The following is a 16,532-nucleotide window of genomic DNA, read 5'->3' on the forward strand; positions in this document are numbered from 1 at the left end:
AACAGCCAATTCAAAAAAACATCAAAAAAGGGCCAAATAATCGCAAATAATTCCGATCCATCCGCAAATAGATTAATAAACATCCATAAGCGATTAAAATCCGAACAAACTTATATACTCTATATACTCTAAACTTACATATAGATGCTTTACTCTTTCGTTTGCTACAGCAGATAGCTGCCATTACAGTTATTAAAGAGCCGACTTCATTAATGAGATTTTTGTATGTACATCACACCTACACTAAATGATTCAGAGCCCACATCTAAGCCGCGAGCTATAGCGGTACTCACAAGCGGCGGTGATTGCCCCGGCATGAACCCTGCTATTAGAGGCGTTGTTCGGGCTGCTCTCCATAAAGGCATAAAAGTATTCGGTGTTCAAAGAGGCTATAGCGGCCTAATTATTGGTGATATGCAAGAGATGGATTCCTCCTCTGTTTCTAATATTGTGCAGCGAGGAGGAACCTTTCTAAAAAGTGATCGATGCCCAGCATTCAAAGACCCTGCTGTCCGATATCAAGCGGCAGAAGTACTTAAGGAAAAAGGCATTGATGCGGTCGTTGTTATTGGCGGCGATGGCTCCTTAACTGGCGCCCACTTACTCACATCAGAAAATGACATTCGAGTTATTGGCCTGCCCGGAACTATCGATAATGATATCTACGGTACCGACCTAACGATTGGATTTGATACTGCAGTCAATACCGCTGTGGAGGCAATTGACAGAATACGTGATACAGCCCTTTCGCATGAAAGCTTATTTCTTGTAGAGGTTATGGGACGAAACTCAGGTTTTATTGCTACTCATGTAGGCATAGCTTGCGGCGCCGAGATGATCATTATCCCAGAATATGAGCTACAGATTGATGCAATCTGTTTTCAACTTGTTAACAATCGCCTACAAGGTAAAAGCTCCAGCGGTATTATCGTTGTTGCTGAAGGACCAAAACCCGGTGTTACGACGAATATAGCTAAACAGCTAAACCAGCAAGAGCTTGACCCGAAGGTTTGTATTTTAGGCCACATACAACGCGGAGGAAGCCCATCCGGGCACGATCGAGTTCTCGCCTCCTGCCTAGGAACTTCTGCAGTAGATTATTTATGTGCTGGCTATAATGATGTCATGATTGGCGTACAAAACGGAAAAATTAAAGAAACACCACTTCACCAAATCATCGAGAATAATAAACAACTTGATAACCAATTATTTGAACGCGCATTAATGTTACATAAGTAATGCGCCATCATTTTGCACGCCACCACTCAAATAGATCTGATTTATGAATTTAGTCACACAATCACTAATCACTTTATACAAACAGCATGCATATAATTCCAAGCTCACAGCTGATAGTCACCAGAATGAAGTTATTCAACAACTTCAATGCTCGTTAGATCAACTATCTGAGCAAGACCCTACAATTGCCCAGCAACTCAGGCTCAAATTCCGGAAGCGCACACTTTATACACAAGGGATTTATTTATGGGGCCCCGTTGGACGTGGAAAAACCATGCTTATGGATCTATTTTGTGAATGCCTTCATCCAGAAAAACACTTGAGGCTACACTTTCATCACTTCATGGAAATGATTCACCAACAGTTATTTGCCAATTCTGGCGAGCGTGACCCTCTATCTCATATTGCCGACAAACTCTCACACCAATATAAGGTCATCTGCTTCGATGAATTTTTTGTCAGCGATATTGGTGATGCGATGCTCTTAGGTCGCTTATACAAACACCTATTCCGTAACGGTACTTTCATAGTCAGCACATCCAACACAAAACCCGACAACCTTTACCATGACGGCCTTCACCGCGACCGATTCACACCCGCCATCACCCTGATCAATGAACAAATGAAAACCATAGATTTATGTGATGGGCTAGATCATCGCCAAAGAAAACTGACTCAACAACGGGCTTACTATATTAAAAACGAAGCAGCTTTATATTCAATTTTTCAACAAATTGCTTCTCCTACTCACAAGCATATAGCAAGCCTTCATCCCAAAAGCGGTTTATCAATTACGAGAACAGTCACACTCTGTAATCGAACGATTAACTGTAAAGCTCATACCCAAACTACCATTTGGTTTGATTTCGCAGAACTATGTGAAGGACCACGCTCATCACGTGACTATATTGATCTAGCTTCACTCAACAAACACATCGTTTTGAGTCATGTACCTCAATTTACAGGCATTGCTAAAGAGCAGATTAAAGCAAGAGGGACAGAAGACGGGGGAGGAAACGTAAATTCAACTGGATTAAGGAAAGTGACCCAAAATAATACGGATGATTCAGCGCGTAGATTTATAAGCCTAGTGGATGAGCTTTACGACAATCGAATTAACCTATTTATCAGTGCGGAATGTAGCATGGAAGAACTGTATAAAGGAGAGCTTCTAAGCTCGCCCTTTAAAAGAACACTCAGCCGATTACATGAAATGTCGTCAGCTGAGTATCAACAACTACAACTCAAAGCTCTCAACGAACATGAGGATTGCTACGCATCTCAACCCCAAATGTTGAGCTAGGCCCATGACCTGGTATAAATTCAATTGATTCACCTAGAGGAAATAGCTTGTCCTTAATTGAACTAATCAACTCTTGATGGTTACCTTGCGGAAAGTCAGTTCTCCCGATTGAACCATGAAAAAGAACATCACCAACTAATGCCATTTGATCTTCAATATTATAGAAAACAACATGCCCAGGTGTATGACCAGGGCAATGGATCACTTCAAACACCCCTTCTCCTACCTGAACTTCATCCCCACAATCCAGCCATCGGCTAGGCTCAAATCCCTCACAATGCGGAAAATTGAACATTGAACATTGCTGCGCCATACCCTCAATCCAGAACAGATCACCTTTATGAGGCCCTTCTATAGGCAAACTCTTTTCACCCGACAGCTCAGCAGTTCCACCCGCATGATCTATATGCGCATGAGTTAGCATTATTTTTTCTAGCTCAACACCTTCTTCCTCAACAGCAGCTAATATACGATCTAAATCTCCGCCCGGATCAACCACTGCAGCTTTCATACTTTTCTCACACCAAACGAGTGTGCAGTTTTGCTGAAAAGGCGTCACAGGAATAATGCGATACTTCATAAATATCTCTACAGTGTGAATAATTAAAAGACGCATTATATCAGGGAGCACTCAATAGCAAAGTACTCACTTCACACAATGATCTCTATAAAACAGACTTAAACAATCTCCACACTCATAATTAAGTCTATTTATTTGAAATGGATCTTGTTTTCCTTCAATTTTCAATTCAAAGTGACGTTAACTTATGCATAGCCAAGTCTATGACGCACAATATAAACAAGCATACGAGATAGAGTCTTCATCATGAAAAAAAATAAGCACGAAGTCGAATTAGTCAAAGAAGCCTTGCGCGTTGGAGCCATCTATTTTGAAAAACGCGGCGCAGGAAAATTTGAAGCCACTGATAGCGCTTCAAATAAGCTCACAGCAATCTATCGCCTACTCGTTCAAGACAAACTGATACAACCTTTAGCAAAAGGCCAAGACAACGAATTAAATATGAAGCACAAGCTCGCACTCTGGATGGAGAGACAGCTACCGGAAGGCCATGAACTAAAACAAAAATAAGGAAGACTCTCTTTCGATAGACCAGCCATCCACTTGGGATCTGTGACTTTGCGTCCCCAAATTACTAAGGGTTTGCCATTATCGAGAGAGGATCTATTCGCTGGAATAGAGCTTAAAAGACCACTAAAGCTTGAGCTAAAGCAAAATATTCAGAATCCATTAAGCCTCGTTAAATACTAGCAGGCTTATAAAGTTTTGCTAAATATAGAATTAGTATTACCAGCAAAGAAATGATTATTAAGATAGTTTTTGCTATCTAGCAGCGGTTGAGGCTAATATTTCCATTATAAGCGCTTCAATACAAAGGCCTAATCTGATGAACAGTGAACCAAACGACACTCCATCCACTAACCGTATGGACTTCCTTGAATGCCTTCGCTTAATAGAGCGGCTACATCGACGGATACTCGATATAATTAAATTTAGGCTAGAGGCTTTGGGCTACGGCGATATCAACAGTGTTCAAGCTCTACTACTGCACAATATTGGTGATCGAGAGATGACTGCCGGGGAACTGCGAACTCGTGGCTACTATTTAGGGTCTAACGTTTCTTACAATTTAAAGAAGATGGTCGGAAACGGCTACATCATTCAAGAACGCTCAGAACACGATCTTCGCTCCGTACGCATAAGGCTGAGCCCAAAAGGCGCAACCATTCATTCTTTAATTGCCGAACAGTTTGATCAACACCTTGAACTTATAAACGCAGAACAACTTATACAAGAAGGGGAACTAAGCTCTTTACGCTCCCAGCTACGCAAGCTCGAAACCTTCTGGGACCAACAGGCCTGTTATTATTAAGACAGCCCCACTGAAGAAATCAAGCATGAGCGCTCAACAAATATCCCTCCTCTAACTTTCGTTGGAGCTATCGCGTTTTGCCGCCGCTTTCTTTTTCTGCGCTTCTAAATACTGCTTATCAAGCTCTGCATACTGACGCTCATAAGCTTCAGGGTCAGCCCTCCACATTCTATAAAGCTTTCGATCATTTGCAGCCATAGGCGGCGGGTTCTCTTTTCGACGACGCAATGCATTTAACGTAACAGGGGTGAATGCAAATACAATCAACAGCCCCACCACTAGATACTTTAAAAACTCTTCAGACACTTCACTCACCACTCAACAAAAAAGCCGCTGAAACAGCGGCTTATTCATTCATCAACGCTTAAACTTTATGATAAATTTCTGCGCCTGACTCTTTAAATTCAGCTGATTTTTCCTGCATCCCTTTGTCTGCGGCCGCCTTAATCGCTGCAACCTCAGTATCATCCAGATTACGCACTTCCTGTGATATTTTCATTGAGCAGAATTTCGGTCCACACATTGAACAGAAATGCGCAACTTTTGCTGACTCTTTAGGAAGCGTTTCATCATGATAAGAACGCGCAGTATCCGGATCTAAACCAATGTTAAACTGATCTTCCCAACGGAATTCAAAACGCGCTTTAGACATCGCATTATCACGAATTTGAGCGCCCGGGTGACCTTTAGCTAAATCAGCCGCATGAGCCGCAATCTTATAAGTGATAATACCGGTCTTAACATCATCTTTATTAGGTAAACCTAAATGCTCTTTAGGTGTTACATAACAAAGCATTGCACAGCCATACCATCCAATCATGGCAGCGCCAATACCGGAAGTAATGTGGTCGTAGCCAGGCGCTATATCCGTTGTTAATGGACCTAGCGTATAGAAAGGCGCCTCATGACACTCTTCTAGCTGCTTATCCATATTCTCTTTAATCATGTGCATTGGCACATGACCAGGGCCTTCGATCATGACTTGAACATCATGTTCCCAAGCAATTTTCGTTAATTCACCTAAGGTTTCCAACTCTGAGAACTGCGCCTCATCATTAGCATCATAAACAGAACCTGGACGTAGACCATCACCTAAAGAGAACGACACATCATATGCCTTACAGATCTCACAAATTTCTTCGAAGTGCGTATATAAGAAATTTTCTTCATGATGCGCAAGGCACCATTTCGCCATGATAGAACCGCCGCGAGACACAATACCCGTCATACGCTTAGCCGTCATAGGCACATATCGAAGCAATACACCGGCATGAATTGTAAAATAATCCACACCCTGCTCTGCCTGTTCGATCAACGTATCGCGAAAAACTTCCCAGTTAAGATCTTCAGCAACACCATTTACTTTCTCTAGTGCCTGATAAATTGGCACCGTACCAATGGGTACCGGGGAATTACGCATGATCCACTCACGTGTTTCATGAATATTTTTACCTGTAGAAAGATCCATAATGGTATCGGACCCCCAACGAATCCCCCACGTCATCTTCTCAACTTCCTCTTCAATTGAAGATGTCAGTGCTGAATTACCAATATTACCGTTAATTTTCACCAGAAAGTTACGACCAATAATCATCGGTTCTACTTCAGGGTGGTTAATATTGGCGGGAATAATCGCACGCCCTTCAGCCACTTCCTTACGTACAAATTCAGGTGTAATTTCATCAGGAAGTTTAGCGCCAAAACTATGACCAGGGTGCTGCTCAGCAACAACATTACCTTCAGCCTTAGCCTTCGCCAACTTCATATTCTCACGGATGGCAATATATTCCATTTCAGGCGTGACGATACCTTTACGTGCATAATGCAGCTGGGTAACGTTTGCGCCCTCTTTAGCTTTTAACGGCTTACGTGTTAATTCAAAACGTAAATTATCAAGACGAAGATCTTGCTCACGACCACGCCCATACTCAGAACTTAAACCTTCCAGCTGCTGAGTGTCTGCGCGTTCCGCAATCCAAGCTGCACGTACAGGCTCCAAACCTTTACGTACATCTATACTCGCTTCAGGATCAGTATATGGCCCCGAAGTATCATAAACATAAAGAGGATCATTCTTTTCGCCACCCATATCTGTCGGTGTATCATCTAGCGTAATTTCACGCATCGGAACGCGAATATCAGCCCTAGAACCTTGAACAAATACTTTACGGGATTTTGGGAAAGGTTGAACAGAATCATGATCAACCTGCGCAGTTTGGCTTAACGCCTTATCCTGCTGTTCTTTATTTGTATTATCTACCATCGTTCAACCTATCATTATAATTATTCAAATATCTGCAACTACACGCTACCAGATATTATGGAAGTGATTAACAGGGCCATGACCTCGACCCACATTTAAACTATCTGCGGCCTTAATTGCGGCCGTAATATACTCTTTAGCCTGAGCCACAGCCTCTGAAACTGCCCCCCCCTTAGCCACATAAGCCGTAATAGCTGAAGCTAAAGTACATCCTGTACCATGTGTATTTTTTGTCGTGATACGCGCATGATGGAATTCAATAAATTCATTACCATCAAACAAAATATCTGGAGAGTTTTCACCGCCTAGATGCCCCCCCTTTATCAGCACATTACTCACCCCTAAGCGCTGTAACTTGACGGCTGAAGCCTTCATCTCATCAATAGAAGATGGCTCATCTTCACCAAGCAATGCAGCAACTTCAGGAAGGTTCGGCGTCACCAGATAAGCTAAGGGTAGTAATTTATCTTTAAGAACATTGACCGCACTTGAACTCAATAAAGCATTTCCACTTTTTGAAATCATGACCGGATCAATAATCATTTTCAGATCAGCAACGTCAGAAAAGTAATCCGCTACAGCATTTACCATTTCAGCATTACCCAACATTCCCACTTTCACCGCTTCGATCTGAATATCAGAAAAAACAGCTTCAAGCTGATCCGTAACAAAAGAAGGAGAAACTGGAAACACGCTTTTAACGACTTGAGTATTCTGCGCAGTTAATGCGGTTATGACAGACGCGCCGTAAACGCCCAAGGCAGAAAAGGTTTTTAGATCTGCCTGAATCCCCGCACCACCACCAGAATCAGATCCAGCAATCGTTAAGGCATTAGCAATAGATGGAAGGCTATTCAAGATTACTGCCCTCCGCATTTACTCGCAGGCCAGCAAAACTGTCTTTCAATAATTTAGTCATCAACATCTCGATTTCCTACGCCGGAACAAACCGGATCAGGTTCAACGGGTGTAGTCTCAGCCCCAAAAAGGGCACCCCGACCAAGAACAAGTCTTATTTTAAATTCTAGCGAGCCTATCTGTCCAGCATCCTTGACCTTTCATGCCATAAAACTCTCAAAAGAGGGATTTAAACCCTATAAAAGATAAAAATTAGGAATTTTTCTTATATTTTTATCCACTATTAGGATCCATACTAGTTCACATGGATCTCCTGTTCATGGACAGAATAACCGGATGGCCAAGACAAGCGGATAGAATGCAGGATGCATTACAAGGACACCCTTCGGGGCACCGCACGGAATATGGATGCCAATAAAGAGGAGCGCTTCTAAGGAATGAAGCGCTCTTTTTGTTTCTGCCATTTGCAATCATTAATACAACAAACAAAGACCTCAAATTAAGAGTTTTTCCTATATCAATGTTGTTAGTAATAGCGATAATGGTATATGTGGATCTCCTGTTCATGGAATGAATACGAAGGATGGCCTCGAAAAGCGAAAAGGATGGCATTGATGCCCTAGGATATATTGTCGCAAGGATTACGGAAGCCAGCAGGGGGATGTTTCAAGGAATGAGACATCCCTTTTTTTATTCCTATAGAAAGCATACAGAGAACGTTTCTAGTCAGCCATCAACTCAGCACCTGCACCTGCACCTATAACACCAAACCCTATATCAGCTATTTCGACCATGCCTTTCCTAACAAAGTTTCAATTGAAGCTTTGCATCCCGAAGCAATCCAAGCTGAAAACAAGCTAGCCATATTAGGTATCGGCAATAATTGAGGGGAACTTTGCTCAAGCCAAGCAGTTACCTGATTACTTTCCAACGCAGTCACCACTGTACCTAAATTTAAAATCTGTAAAATTTCGGCATTTGATTCTTGCTCAACCTGCCCCAGCTGAGGAATCGTCATAATCTTCTTCCCATATTGCAACGCCTCGCTTAATAAACCAAATCCAGCGTTACAGATAACCCCTTCACACTCCGCAAGATCCTTTTGAAAGCCAACTCTAGAAAATGCTTTTATATGGCAATTGCCATCTGCTTCAGGTCGGTCAATCGCTGCATAGATATGAAAATCAATATCAGGACACCTCTTAAAGATTGGCTGAATTCGCTCTAGCCCATCATGCGGTAGGTACACGACAACCTTTCTAGGAATTAATGTCGATTGATTGGCTGCTGGCTGAATTAAAGGGGGAAAGATAGCTTGATCAAAATGATTCCAGTGCAAACCGATAGGAATATCAGCTGGAGCAAACAACTTCACTTGAGCCTTCAAAAAACGATCAGATTTCGTATCAGGCAACTCATGCAAAAAGGCATATTGATGAGCAAGACCAACGCACTTCACTCCTTGAAGCTTAGCGGCCCAAGCACTTACTGGCTCAAAATCAGTAATTACCAAGTCATACGTACTAAGATCAATTTCCTTTACGTCCCTTATTAACCGAACCACACTGTTTTTAGTCAACGTTTGCCAGCGACTAACCCGGCTGCCCTGCATATAGAACGTTAACCCTCGTCGACAGCGATACTCACCAAATGGTTCCATATTGAATAAATTTTCGGGTTCTCGGCCGCTAAACAAATAGTCGACCTTCACACCTGCTTTTTCTAATTCTGGAGCCATTACACGCGCACGCGTTATGTGACCATTACCCGTAGCCTGCACCCCATAAAGTACACGCATGATTCAAGCCAACCCAACGATTGCAGGAAACATAGCGATAGCTACAAACGCACTACACAGCCCTAAAATTGCTCCTGCCAATATATCTGTGGGGTAATGTACACCCAATAGCACTCGAGAGATCCCCACCGAGAGCGCAAGCGTATAAGAAATGACAGAAAAATCTGGGTAATAATTCGCAATCAAAGCCGCGAAAACAAAAGCCGCAGCAGAATGCCCTGAAGGAAAACTAAACTTATCAGAGGGAACGATATAAGCCTCAAAAGGCAGTGACTCGCAAGGCCGATCGCGCCTGATGGTATTCTTGAGTAATAAATATAGAGGAAGTTCGATAGCGTAAGCCAAAAGCCCCACCACAAGGAAAATCGGCCCAAACGCTGGCTCATAAGCTGCTAAAACAAGCCCTACAAGTAGATAAAACCCACCATCACCCAGGCGAGATATTTGCCGACTAACAAAAGCTATTTGCGCTGCTCGAGGAAGCCCCAAACACCAATTAAACGCGACCAAATCGAACGCAGTCAGAAACCTAAAAGCACCCATTCCAGTATCTCCCAATACTTTCATCATGCTTTCAGATAATGGAAGTACTAGGTGACAAGGGGATTAATATTCTTTTACAGTTAGATTACAGTACCGCAGTGACCATCTCTTTAGCAAAATGTCGGTCAAACCATTGCGCAGCCATTTCCGCCACCAGCTCTGGCTTAAAGAAAGGAACCATATGCCCCTCTCTTTCTATAACCAATAGCTCCATAGGCTGCTCGCAGTAATTCATCACTCGATTAGAGTAACTAACAGGGAGTATCTCATCCTGATCACCGTGCAAAATTGCAGCAGCAAAATCATGTTCATGGTTAACTATTTTGCAGCGGTAATTAAATAAACTAGACAGTGTACGAAGGGGGTAATCAAAGACAACCAGAGGATCTTCATTAATTTCCTGACCCGCAGGATGACCTTTCAACAATTGCTCAAAATCCACAAATGACTTCAAAGGAACTTTAAAACCAGGCATAAACAAAGATGAGGCCCATGTCCAGTTCCAGCTCATTTTATAGGAAAGGTCAGGCGCCACATCAGGCACTAACAATGTACCGCAAAGCACAGAGCATAAACGATCATCTTTCTCTGCAGCGGCCATAGCTAACAAGGCTCCAATGGAATAACCATAAACACCAAAAGGACCATCAAAACGTTGCTGAAGGACATCAATAACATCTGATACCGCTTCACACATCTGATCGACAGAGTAATCCCCTCGCACACCCGCAGAATAGCCGTGCCCTAAAGGATCAATACCAACCACATTAAATCCTTTAGCCGAAAGGGTCGCTAACAGCTCAGCATAAAGCTCGCAGTAAGTCCCCATTCCTGGCAGAAACAAAATGGTTGGCGCATCCGGAGCGTATTCGTATAACTCACAGTGCACTCCTTTCTCACCAACACAGAAAGCTGTTCTCTCTTTCAAATGAGATTCAATATTCAACTTATCACGTAAATTAATACGAAACGCGCAATTTTCCTGAGATAAAACCGGAGGCCTAATTTGTACAGTCATAATAATCCTTGGCTATCGCTGACAATGCTTACAAAAAACCGTAGAGCGTTGTCCTAATCGCACTTCAGTCAAAGGAGACAAACAATTCACACAAGGCTCACCTTTTCGGCCATATGCATTCAATTTCTGCTGAAAATAACCTGGCTTTCCATCGCCACCGACAAAATCTTTTAACGTAGTTCCACCTTGCGTAATAGCAACAGCAAGAACCTTCTTAATTTCAACCACAAGCTGCTCAACTCTCAATAACGAAATATTGCCTGCAGCCCTTCTTGGATCTATGCCACATAAAAACAAAGCCTCTGTTGCATAGATATTTCCTACACCCACAACCACTTTGCTATTCATAATCACTTGCTTAATGGCTGTTTTCTTCCCTTTGCAACACTCATGCAAATAATCGGCATTAAACTCCTCATCCAGAGGCTCTGGCCCTAAACGATATAAGAGCTCATGACACTCACCTTTTGGCTGCCACAGAACAGACCCAAAACGCCGAGGGTCAGTCAACCTGAGCACCTGACCATTCTGAAAACAAAAATCAACATGATCATGCTTTTGAGGCGCCTTCTGCTCACCGACAACCCTCAAGCTGCCAGACATTCCCAGATGCACCATAACATCACCGCTTTCAAAACCTATTAGAAGATACTTCCCTCTGCGCGTAACACTTTGAACCGATTTCCCTTCTATCGACGCTGCTAGAAAATCAGGTATAGGCCATCTTAAATTAGGGTTTCTAATGTTAAGCGCTATCAACTTTTGTCCAGATATATGAGGGCTTATTCCACGACAGGTTGTTTCTACTTCTGGCAATTCAGGCATGTATTTGGCTAATTTCAATCAATATAAAGAGAATACATATCCAGACTACCATAAAAACATCAAATTAAACGCTTAAGCTCATCCACAGTGACAAATAAGCATGTTACATTCCACACTTAACTCTTGGGCAGCTTTACTATCTTATGGACTTTATCTGGATTCTCTTTGCATTTGTTTGCGGTTATACACTTCGACTAATCGATATGCCTCCCTTAATTGGCTATCTTTTCGCTGGCTTCTTTTTACATTTCATTGGAGTAGAGCCTGTCGATAGCTTAGATACCTTAGCGGATCTAGGTATAACGCTTATGCTATTCACCATCGGATTAAAGCTGAACATTAAAGATCTCTTAAAGACAGAGGTATGGGCCAGCAGCCTTTCCCACATGACCTTATGGTCACTCCTCATAGGCTCAATTTTCCTATTATTGTCTGCCGCCTCTGCCCCCTTCTTTACCGACCTAGATCTTAAATCTGCAGCGCTGATTGGTTTCGCCCTCAGTTTCAGCAGTACTGTCTGCATTGTGAAACTGCTTGAAGAAAGTGGTGAGATGCAAACCCGACATGGCCAATTAGCGATCGGCGTTCTTGTTATGCAAGATATTGTCGCTGTACTATTTCTCGCTTTCGCTACCGGCAAAGTCCCTTCTATATGGGCGGTAGGCTTATTTGGACTGGTCTTTATTCGTCCCCTACTCAACCATTTATTGATGCGCGCTGGGCACGGAGAACTACTTCCCCTTGCGGGTTTTTTCCTCGCATTAGGGGGCTATGAGCTTTTCACCCTAGTTGGCGTCAAGGGAGACCTTGGAGCACTTGTCTTCGGAATGCTACTCAGCACTCACCCTAAGGCGAGCGAGCTAACGAAGTCCTTGCTTAGCTTCAAAGACCTATTTCTTATCGGCTTTTTCCTTTCGATCGGCTTTACCGCACTGCCTGATTGGTCAATGCTGGGGATTGCAACGATTCTAGCGATACTCATTCCACTGAAGTACATCATGTTCTTCTACATGTTCACCCGCTTAAATTTACGCGGTCGTACGTCATACCTATGCGCTCTAGCGTTGAGCAACTTCAGTGAATTTGGTCTTATTGTTGCCTATTTATGTGTTGATAATGGCTGGTTAGCAAAAGAGTGGCTTGTCATTCTGGCCCTAGCGGTTTCCATATCCTTCATTATCACAAGCATCGTTTATCGATCTGCTCACTCAATGTACCTACGCTATAAAGATCTAATTAAAAGCCACGAAAGCAACGCACCACTACCCTGCGATGTTTTCATTCAACCGAAAGATTCCGAAATTCTGGTCATCGGATTAGGCCGCGTAGGCAAAGGTGCCTTTAACGCTCTACACAATATCGTCGGCGATAAAGTCTGGGGCATGGATGCAGACAGAAACAGAATAAAGCGCTTCCAAGATAAAGGCTTACATGTGTTCTACGGTGACGGTGAGGATGCAGACCTATGGAGCAATATGAAAACGAAGGATATTAAGCTTATCCTGCTAGCTTTACCTTCTATTGACGATATCATCAATATTGCTGAACAGCTCCATAGCGCCAACTACCCTGGGGAAATAGCCGCTATTGCCCGCTTCCCTGATGAGCATGACAAACTCATTGAAGGCGGCATAGATAAAGTCTTTAACTTTTATACTGAAGCGGGCTTAGGTTTTGCCGAAGAAAGTTTGCAACTAATTGGCCACCCCAAAAAAGAATCTAGCCAAGCCTAAGAAACCTACGAATAAGCCTCTCTAAAACAATTAAGGCGGATGAACTTACAATTCATCCGCCTTACATTTCAAACCCTATCTAATCAAAGCACACTCTATTCAATGCTCTCTATTCAAGACACTTTCGCTTCAAATCACTTCCGATCCCAAACAGCTCTGACTCAAGCCTGCTAAGGGCTGCCAAACAAGCACGGCCCCTGCATTAGAGAAAACCACTCGACTTAATACACAGATACCTCAACTATCCATAAAGAAACAGCAGGCAATAAAAAACCCGGCACAAAGGCCGGGTTTTTCGTAAGAATAAAAAATCTTATTTGATTTTAGATTCTTTGTATTCAACGTGTTTACGAACTACTGGATCGTACTTTTTGAACACCATCTTTTCAGGAGTGTTACGCTTGTTCTTATCAGTAGTGTAAAAGTGACCTGTACCGGCAGAAGAAACCAGTTTGATCTTCTCGCGAGAGCCTTTAGCCATGATTCAGTTCCTTATACTTTGATGCCGTTGGCACGAACATCAGCAAGAACTGCGTCGATACCTTTTTTGTCGATAATACGCATACCTTTAGCAGATACACGGATGCGAACAAATTTCTGCTCACTTTCTACCCAAAAACGATGCCAATGCAGGTTTGGAAGAAAACGGCGACGAGTTTTACGCTGTGAGTGGGAAACATTGTTTCCTGTAACTGGGCGCTTGCCAGTTACCATACAAACTTTAGACATATTAATAGCCTTATTAATTAATGGTTACGTTTCTACCCTTAAAATTTATTAAAACAGCCCTGAGCATTATGAGCAGTTTGGACTGCTTTTCGGCTCTTGGATCAATCTGCACTCATCAGATTCCAAACTATTTTTCAGGCGGAGCGTCCCGTAACTGAACAAACTACCGTACCGGAGTGTGGATAGAAGGTCGCGGATTATACACAACACTTACCGGGGATACCAGCATTAGTCTAATTTAAACGAACAAATACCTCACAGCAGCCCTCGTTCAGCAAAGGAAACGACCTCCTGATCCCCGATCACCATATGATCAATCACTCTGACATCGATCATATCCAGTGCTTTAACTAAACGATCAGTTATCTGCTGATCAGATGTGCTCGGCTCTGCTATACCCGATGGATGATTATGAGCAAGAATAACAGCTGCAGCATTATTAGCTAAAGCCCTAGCAATCACCTCTCTAGGATAAACCGCAGCCGCATTAATAGTTCCGAGGAAAAGCTCTTCATAATTAATAACTTGATGCTTATTATCTAAAAATAGGCAGGCAAAAACTTCACGCTGCTTATGGCGCAGCTTGGAACTTAGATAAGCGCGCACTTGATGCGGGCTTTCCATTGCATCACCACGCTGCAACGATGAACGCAGGTGACGCCTTCCCATTTCCAGCACAGCCTGTAACTGAGCATATTTAGCAATACCTAAACCATGCGCATCACAAAATTCTTTTTGATTACTTTCCAACAGCGCCCGTAAAGTGCCGAAATTAGTCAGTAGATCCCTCGCCAAATCCACTGCACTTTTGCCCTTAACCCCCGTTCGCAAAAAAATAGCAAGCAACTCCGCATCAGATAACGCTACGGCCCCTTGCTGCAATAACTTTTCACGTGGCCGTTCAGAAACAGGCCAATCTGTAATTGACATATAAATTCCCTTTTAAAAACTCATCATTCCTTGATGATTTTGCTGAAATTAGACTTATACAATCTACGAAACTTTGTATAGAAATGGTATGGTTGATGCCGATTTATTTTACAGTACAACGATAGCCATTATTTTAGCAATCTCAACGAACACAGTGGCCACCAAGTATGCAGAGACTTACTAACAAACAGATCATTTTAGGCATTACAGGCGGTATTGCTGCTTACAAAAGTGCTGAACTTACCCGCCTACTGAAAACAGCAGGTGCTGATGTTCGTGTTGTCATGACACCTTCAGCAACAGAGTTCATAACTCCCCTAACTCTACAAGCTCTATCTGGCAATCCAGTACACCTACATCTTCTAGATGCTGAAGCCGAAGCAGGCATGGGACATATTGAGCTCGCTAAATGGGCAGACCTGATTTTGATCGCCCCTTGCAGCGCCAACTTTATGTCTCGACTTGCTTCAGGTCATGGTGATGATCTCCTCACAACTATCTGTCTAGCCACTGACGCACCTATCTGCCTAGCGCCAGCAATGAATCAAGCAATGTGGCGAGACTCAGGAACACAAGCCAACGTTGAAACACTAAAAAACAGAGAAATCAAACTCTTTGGCCCTGGCATTGGGGAGCAAGCATGCGGAGACAATGGCCCTGGCCGAATGCTTGAGCCAGAAAAGATTACAAATTTAACAGCATCTCAGTTTGAAACATTTGCACTGACAGGCAAAACTGTTTTCATCACTGCAGGCCCTACACGCGAAGCACTCGATCCTATTCGCTATATTTCCAATCACAGTTCAGGAAAGATGGGATACGCCCTTGCAGAAGCAGCGATTGAAGCTGGCGCCAAAGTGAAACTCATTACGGGACCTGTCACACTTACTCCACCTGAGCGCGCCACAACAGTAGCGATAGAAAGCGCTAACGAGATGCTTGAAGCATCCCTACTCGATCTATCACTTTGTGACATTTTCATTGCAGCCGCCGCCGTTGCGGATTACCGCCCCACGGCTATTGCGGAACACAAAATAAAGAAAGGCACCGAAGAGATCATGGAACTTCACTTAGTGAAGAACCCTGATATTGTTGCGACGGTGGCATCCAGCACGCCAAAGCCCTTCACTGTCGGCTTTGCAGCAGAAACAAAAGACGTTCTCGAATACGCGAAAAGTAAATTAGAACGCAAAAACCTCGATATGATCATCGCCAACGACGTTTCACGTAGCGATATAGGTTTTAACAGCGATGAGAATGCAGTTACCGTGATAACTCATTCAGGCTCAGAAACTTTACCGCAAACATCAAAGCGTAAGTTAGCCAGTCTGCTTATTGAAGAAATTGCCACCCAGTACAAAGCCAATCGTTAGCTGAAGTATGGGCAAACCATTTATTAAA

General features: G+C 43.1%; 17 protein-coding genes and 2 riboswitches. Of the genes, 6 read left to right on the forward strand and 11 right to left on the reverse strand.

The annotated features are described in order from the left end of the window. Positions 1-225 precede the first annotated feature (225 nt). Positions 226-1,239 (forward strand): 6-phosphofructokinase, encoded by a 1,014-nt coding sequence (pfkA, locus tag B4K11_RS06255; RefSeq protein ID WP_292956251.1) that lies wholly within the window; start codon positions 226-228, stop codon positions 1,237-1,239. 43 nt (positions 1,240-1,282) lie between these two features. Beyond that, positions 1,283-2,542 carry a cell division protein ZapE gene (gene zapE / locus B4K11_RS06260; RefSeq protein WP_292956248.1) on the forward strand — a complete coding sequence of 420 codons (1,260 nt, stop codon included), beginning with the start codon at positions 1,283-1,285 and terminating at the stop codon, positions 2,540-2,542. On the opposite strand, the gene B4K11_RS06265 is transcribed toward zapE, so the two are convergent. Then, positions 2,493-3,122, reverse strand: a complete 630-nt coding sequence (locus B4K11_RS06265) for an MBL fold metallo-hydrolase (protein WP_292956245.1) — start codon at positions 3,120-3,122, stop codon at positions 2,493-2,495. The two genes, zapE and B4K11_RS06265, sit on opposite strands and share 50 nt — an antisense overlap. A gap of 246 nt (positions 3,123-3,368) precedes the next feature. Here B4K11_RS06265 and B4K11_RS06270 point away from each other — a divergent pair, with 246 nt between their 5' ends. Both B4K11_RS06270 and B4K11_RS06275 read left to right on the forward strand, forming a co-directional pair. After that, positions 3,369-3,632 (forward strand): DUF5062 family protein, encoded by a 264-nt coding sequence (locus B4K11_RS06270; protein WP_292956242.1) that lies wholly within the window; start codon positions 3,369-3,371, stop codon positions 3,630-3,632. A 12-nt stretch (positions 3,633-3,644) separates the two neighbouring features. Further along, positions 3,645-3,719, reverse strand: a riboswitch (cyclic di-GMP riboswitch). 229 nt (positions 3,720-3,948) lie between these two features. Continuing rightward, positions 3,949-4,434 (forward strand): MarR family winged helix-turn-helix transcriptional regulator, encoded by a 486-nt coding sequence (locus B4K11_RS06275; RefSeq protein WP_292956239.1) that lies wholly within the window; start codon positions 3,949-3,951, stop codon positions 4,432-4,434. Between the two features lie 51 nt (positions 4,435-4,485). On the opposite strand, the gene B4K11_RS06280 is transcribed toward B4K11_RS06275, so the two are convergent. The 7 genes from B4K11_RS06280 to mutM all read right to left on the reverse strand — a co-directional run bounded on the left by B4K11_RS06280 (position 4,486) and on the right by mutM (position 11,739). Further along, positions 4,486-4,740 carry a hypothetical protein gene (locus B4K11_RS06280; protein WP_292956236.1) on the reverse strand — a complete coding sequence of 85 codons (255 nt, stop codon included), beginning with the start codon at positions 4,738-4,740 and terminating at the stop codon, positions 4,486-4,488. Positions 4,741-4,798: 58 nt separating this feature from the next. Next, on the reverse strand, positions 4,799-6,697 hold the full coding sequence (thiC, locus tag B4K11_RS06285; protein WP_292956233.1) for a phosphomethylpyrimidine synthase ThiC: 1,899 nt from the start codon (positions 6,695-6,697) through the stop codon (positions 4,799-4,801). A gap of 45 nt (positions 6,698-6,742) precedes the next feature. Next, the gene (gene thiD / locus B4K11_RS06290) at positions 6,743-7,555 is read right to left on the reverse strand and encodes a bifunctional hydroxymethylpyrimidine kinase/phosphomethylpyrimidine kinase (RefSeq protein ID WP_292956230.1); all 813 of its coding nucleotides are present in this window, start codon (positions 7,553-7,555) and stop codon (positions 6,743-6,745) included. A 56-nt stretch (positions 7,556-7,611) separates the two neighbouring features. Further along, a riboswitch (TPP riboswitch) is annotated at positions 7,612-7,705 on the reverse strand. A gap of 631 nt (positions 7,706-8,336) precedes the next feature. Continuing rightward, on the reverse strand, positions 8,337-9,353 hold the full coding sequence (locus B4K11_RS06295) for a glycosyltransferase family protein (protein ID WP_292956227.1): 1,017 nt from the start codon (positions 9,351-9,353) through the stop codon (positions 8,337-8,339). A gap of 3 nt (positions 9,354-9,356) precedes the next feature. Then, entirely contained in the window at positions 9,357-9,923 is a 567-nt protein-coding gene (locus B4K11_RS06300) for a phosphatase PAP2 family protein (RefSeq protein WP_292956224.1), read from the reverse strand. Between the two features lie 58 nt (positions 9,924-9,981). Next, on the reverse strand, positions 9,982-10,914 hold the full coding sequence (locus tag B4K11_RS06305) for an alpha/beta hydrolase (RefSeq protein WP_292956221.1): 933 nt from the start codon (positions 10,912-10,914) through the stop codon (positions 9,982-9,984). Between the two features lie 12 nt (positions 10,915-10,926). Further along, entirely contained in the window at positions 10,927-11,739 is an 813-nt protein-coding gene (mutM, locus tag B4K11_RS06310) for a bifunctional DNA-formamidopyrimidine glycosylase/DNA-(apurinic or apyrimidinic site) lyase (protein ID WP_292956218.1), read from the reverse strand. Positions 11,740-11,882: 143 nt separating this feature from the next. Between mutM and B4K11_RS06315 the strand changes: the two genes are divergently transcribed. Further along, positions 11,883-13,472 carry a cation:proton antiporter family protein gene (locus B4K11_RS06315; protein WP_292956215.1) on the forward strand — a complete coding sequence of 530 codons (1,590 nt, stop codon included), beginning with the start codon at positions 11,883-11,885 and terminating at the stop codon, positions 13,470-13,472. A gap of 313 nt (positions 13,473-13,785) precedes the next feature. Here the strand turns inward: B4K11_RS06315 and rpmG are convergent, their stop codons facing one another. The 3 genes from rpmG to radC all read right to left on the reverse strand — a co-directional run bounded on the left by rpmG (position 13,786) and on the right by radC (position 15,131). Further along, positions 13,786-13,953 (reverse strand): 50S ribosomal protein L33, encoded by a 168-nt coding sequence (gene rpmG, locus B4K11_RS06320; protein WP_292956212.1) that lies wholly within the window; start codon positions 13,951-13,953, stop codon positions 13,786-13,788. 11 nt (positions 13,954-13,964) lie between these two features. Next, complete coding sequence (gene rpmB, locus B4K11_RS06325; protein ID WP_067869297.1) at positions 13,965-14,201, reverse strand: 50S ribosomal protein L28; 237 nt, start codon at positions 14,199-14,201, stop codon at positions 13,965-13,967. A 255-nt stretch (positions 14,202-14,456) separates the two neighbouring features. Further along, a complete protein-coding gene (gene radC / locus B4K11_RS06330; RefSeq protein ID WP_292956205.1) occupies positions 14,457-15,131 on the reverse strand; it encodes a RadC family protein in 675 nt (224 codons plus the stop codon). 167 nt (positions 15,132-15,298) lie between these two features. Here radC and coaBC point away from each other — a divergent pair, with 167 nt between their 5' ends. Continuing rightward, positions 15,299-16,504, forward strand: coding sequence for a bifunctional phosphopantothenoylcysteine decarboxylase/phosphopantothenate--cysteine ligase CoaBC (gene coaBC / locus B4K11_RS06335; protein ID WP_292956202.1), 1,206 nt, complete (start codon positions 15,299-15,301; stop codon positions 16,502-16,504). Positions 16,505-16,532 lie beyond the last annotated feature (28 nt).

It is taken from the genome of Neptuniibacter sp. UBA6509 (assembly GCA_002435145.1).
Taxonomy (GTDB): domain Bacteria; phylum Pseudomonadota; class Gammaproteobacteria; order Pseudomonadales; family Balneatricaceae; genus Neptuniibacter.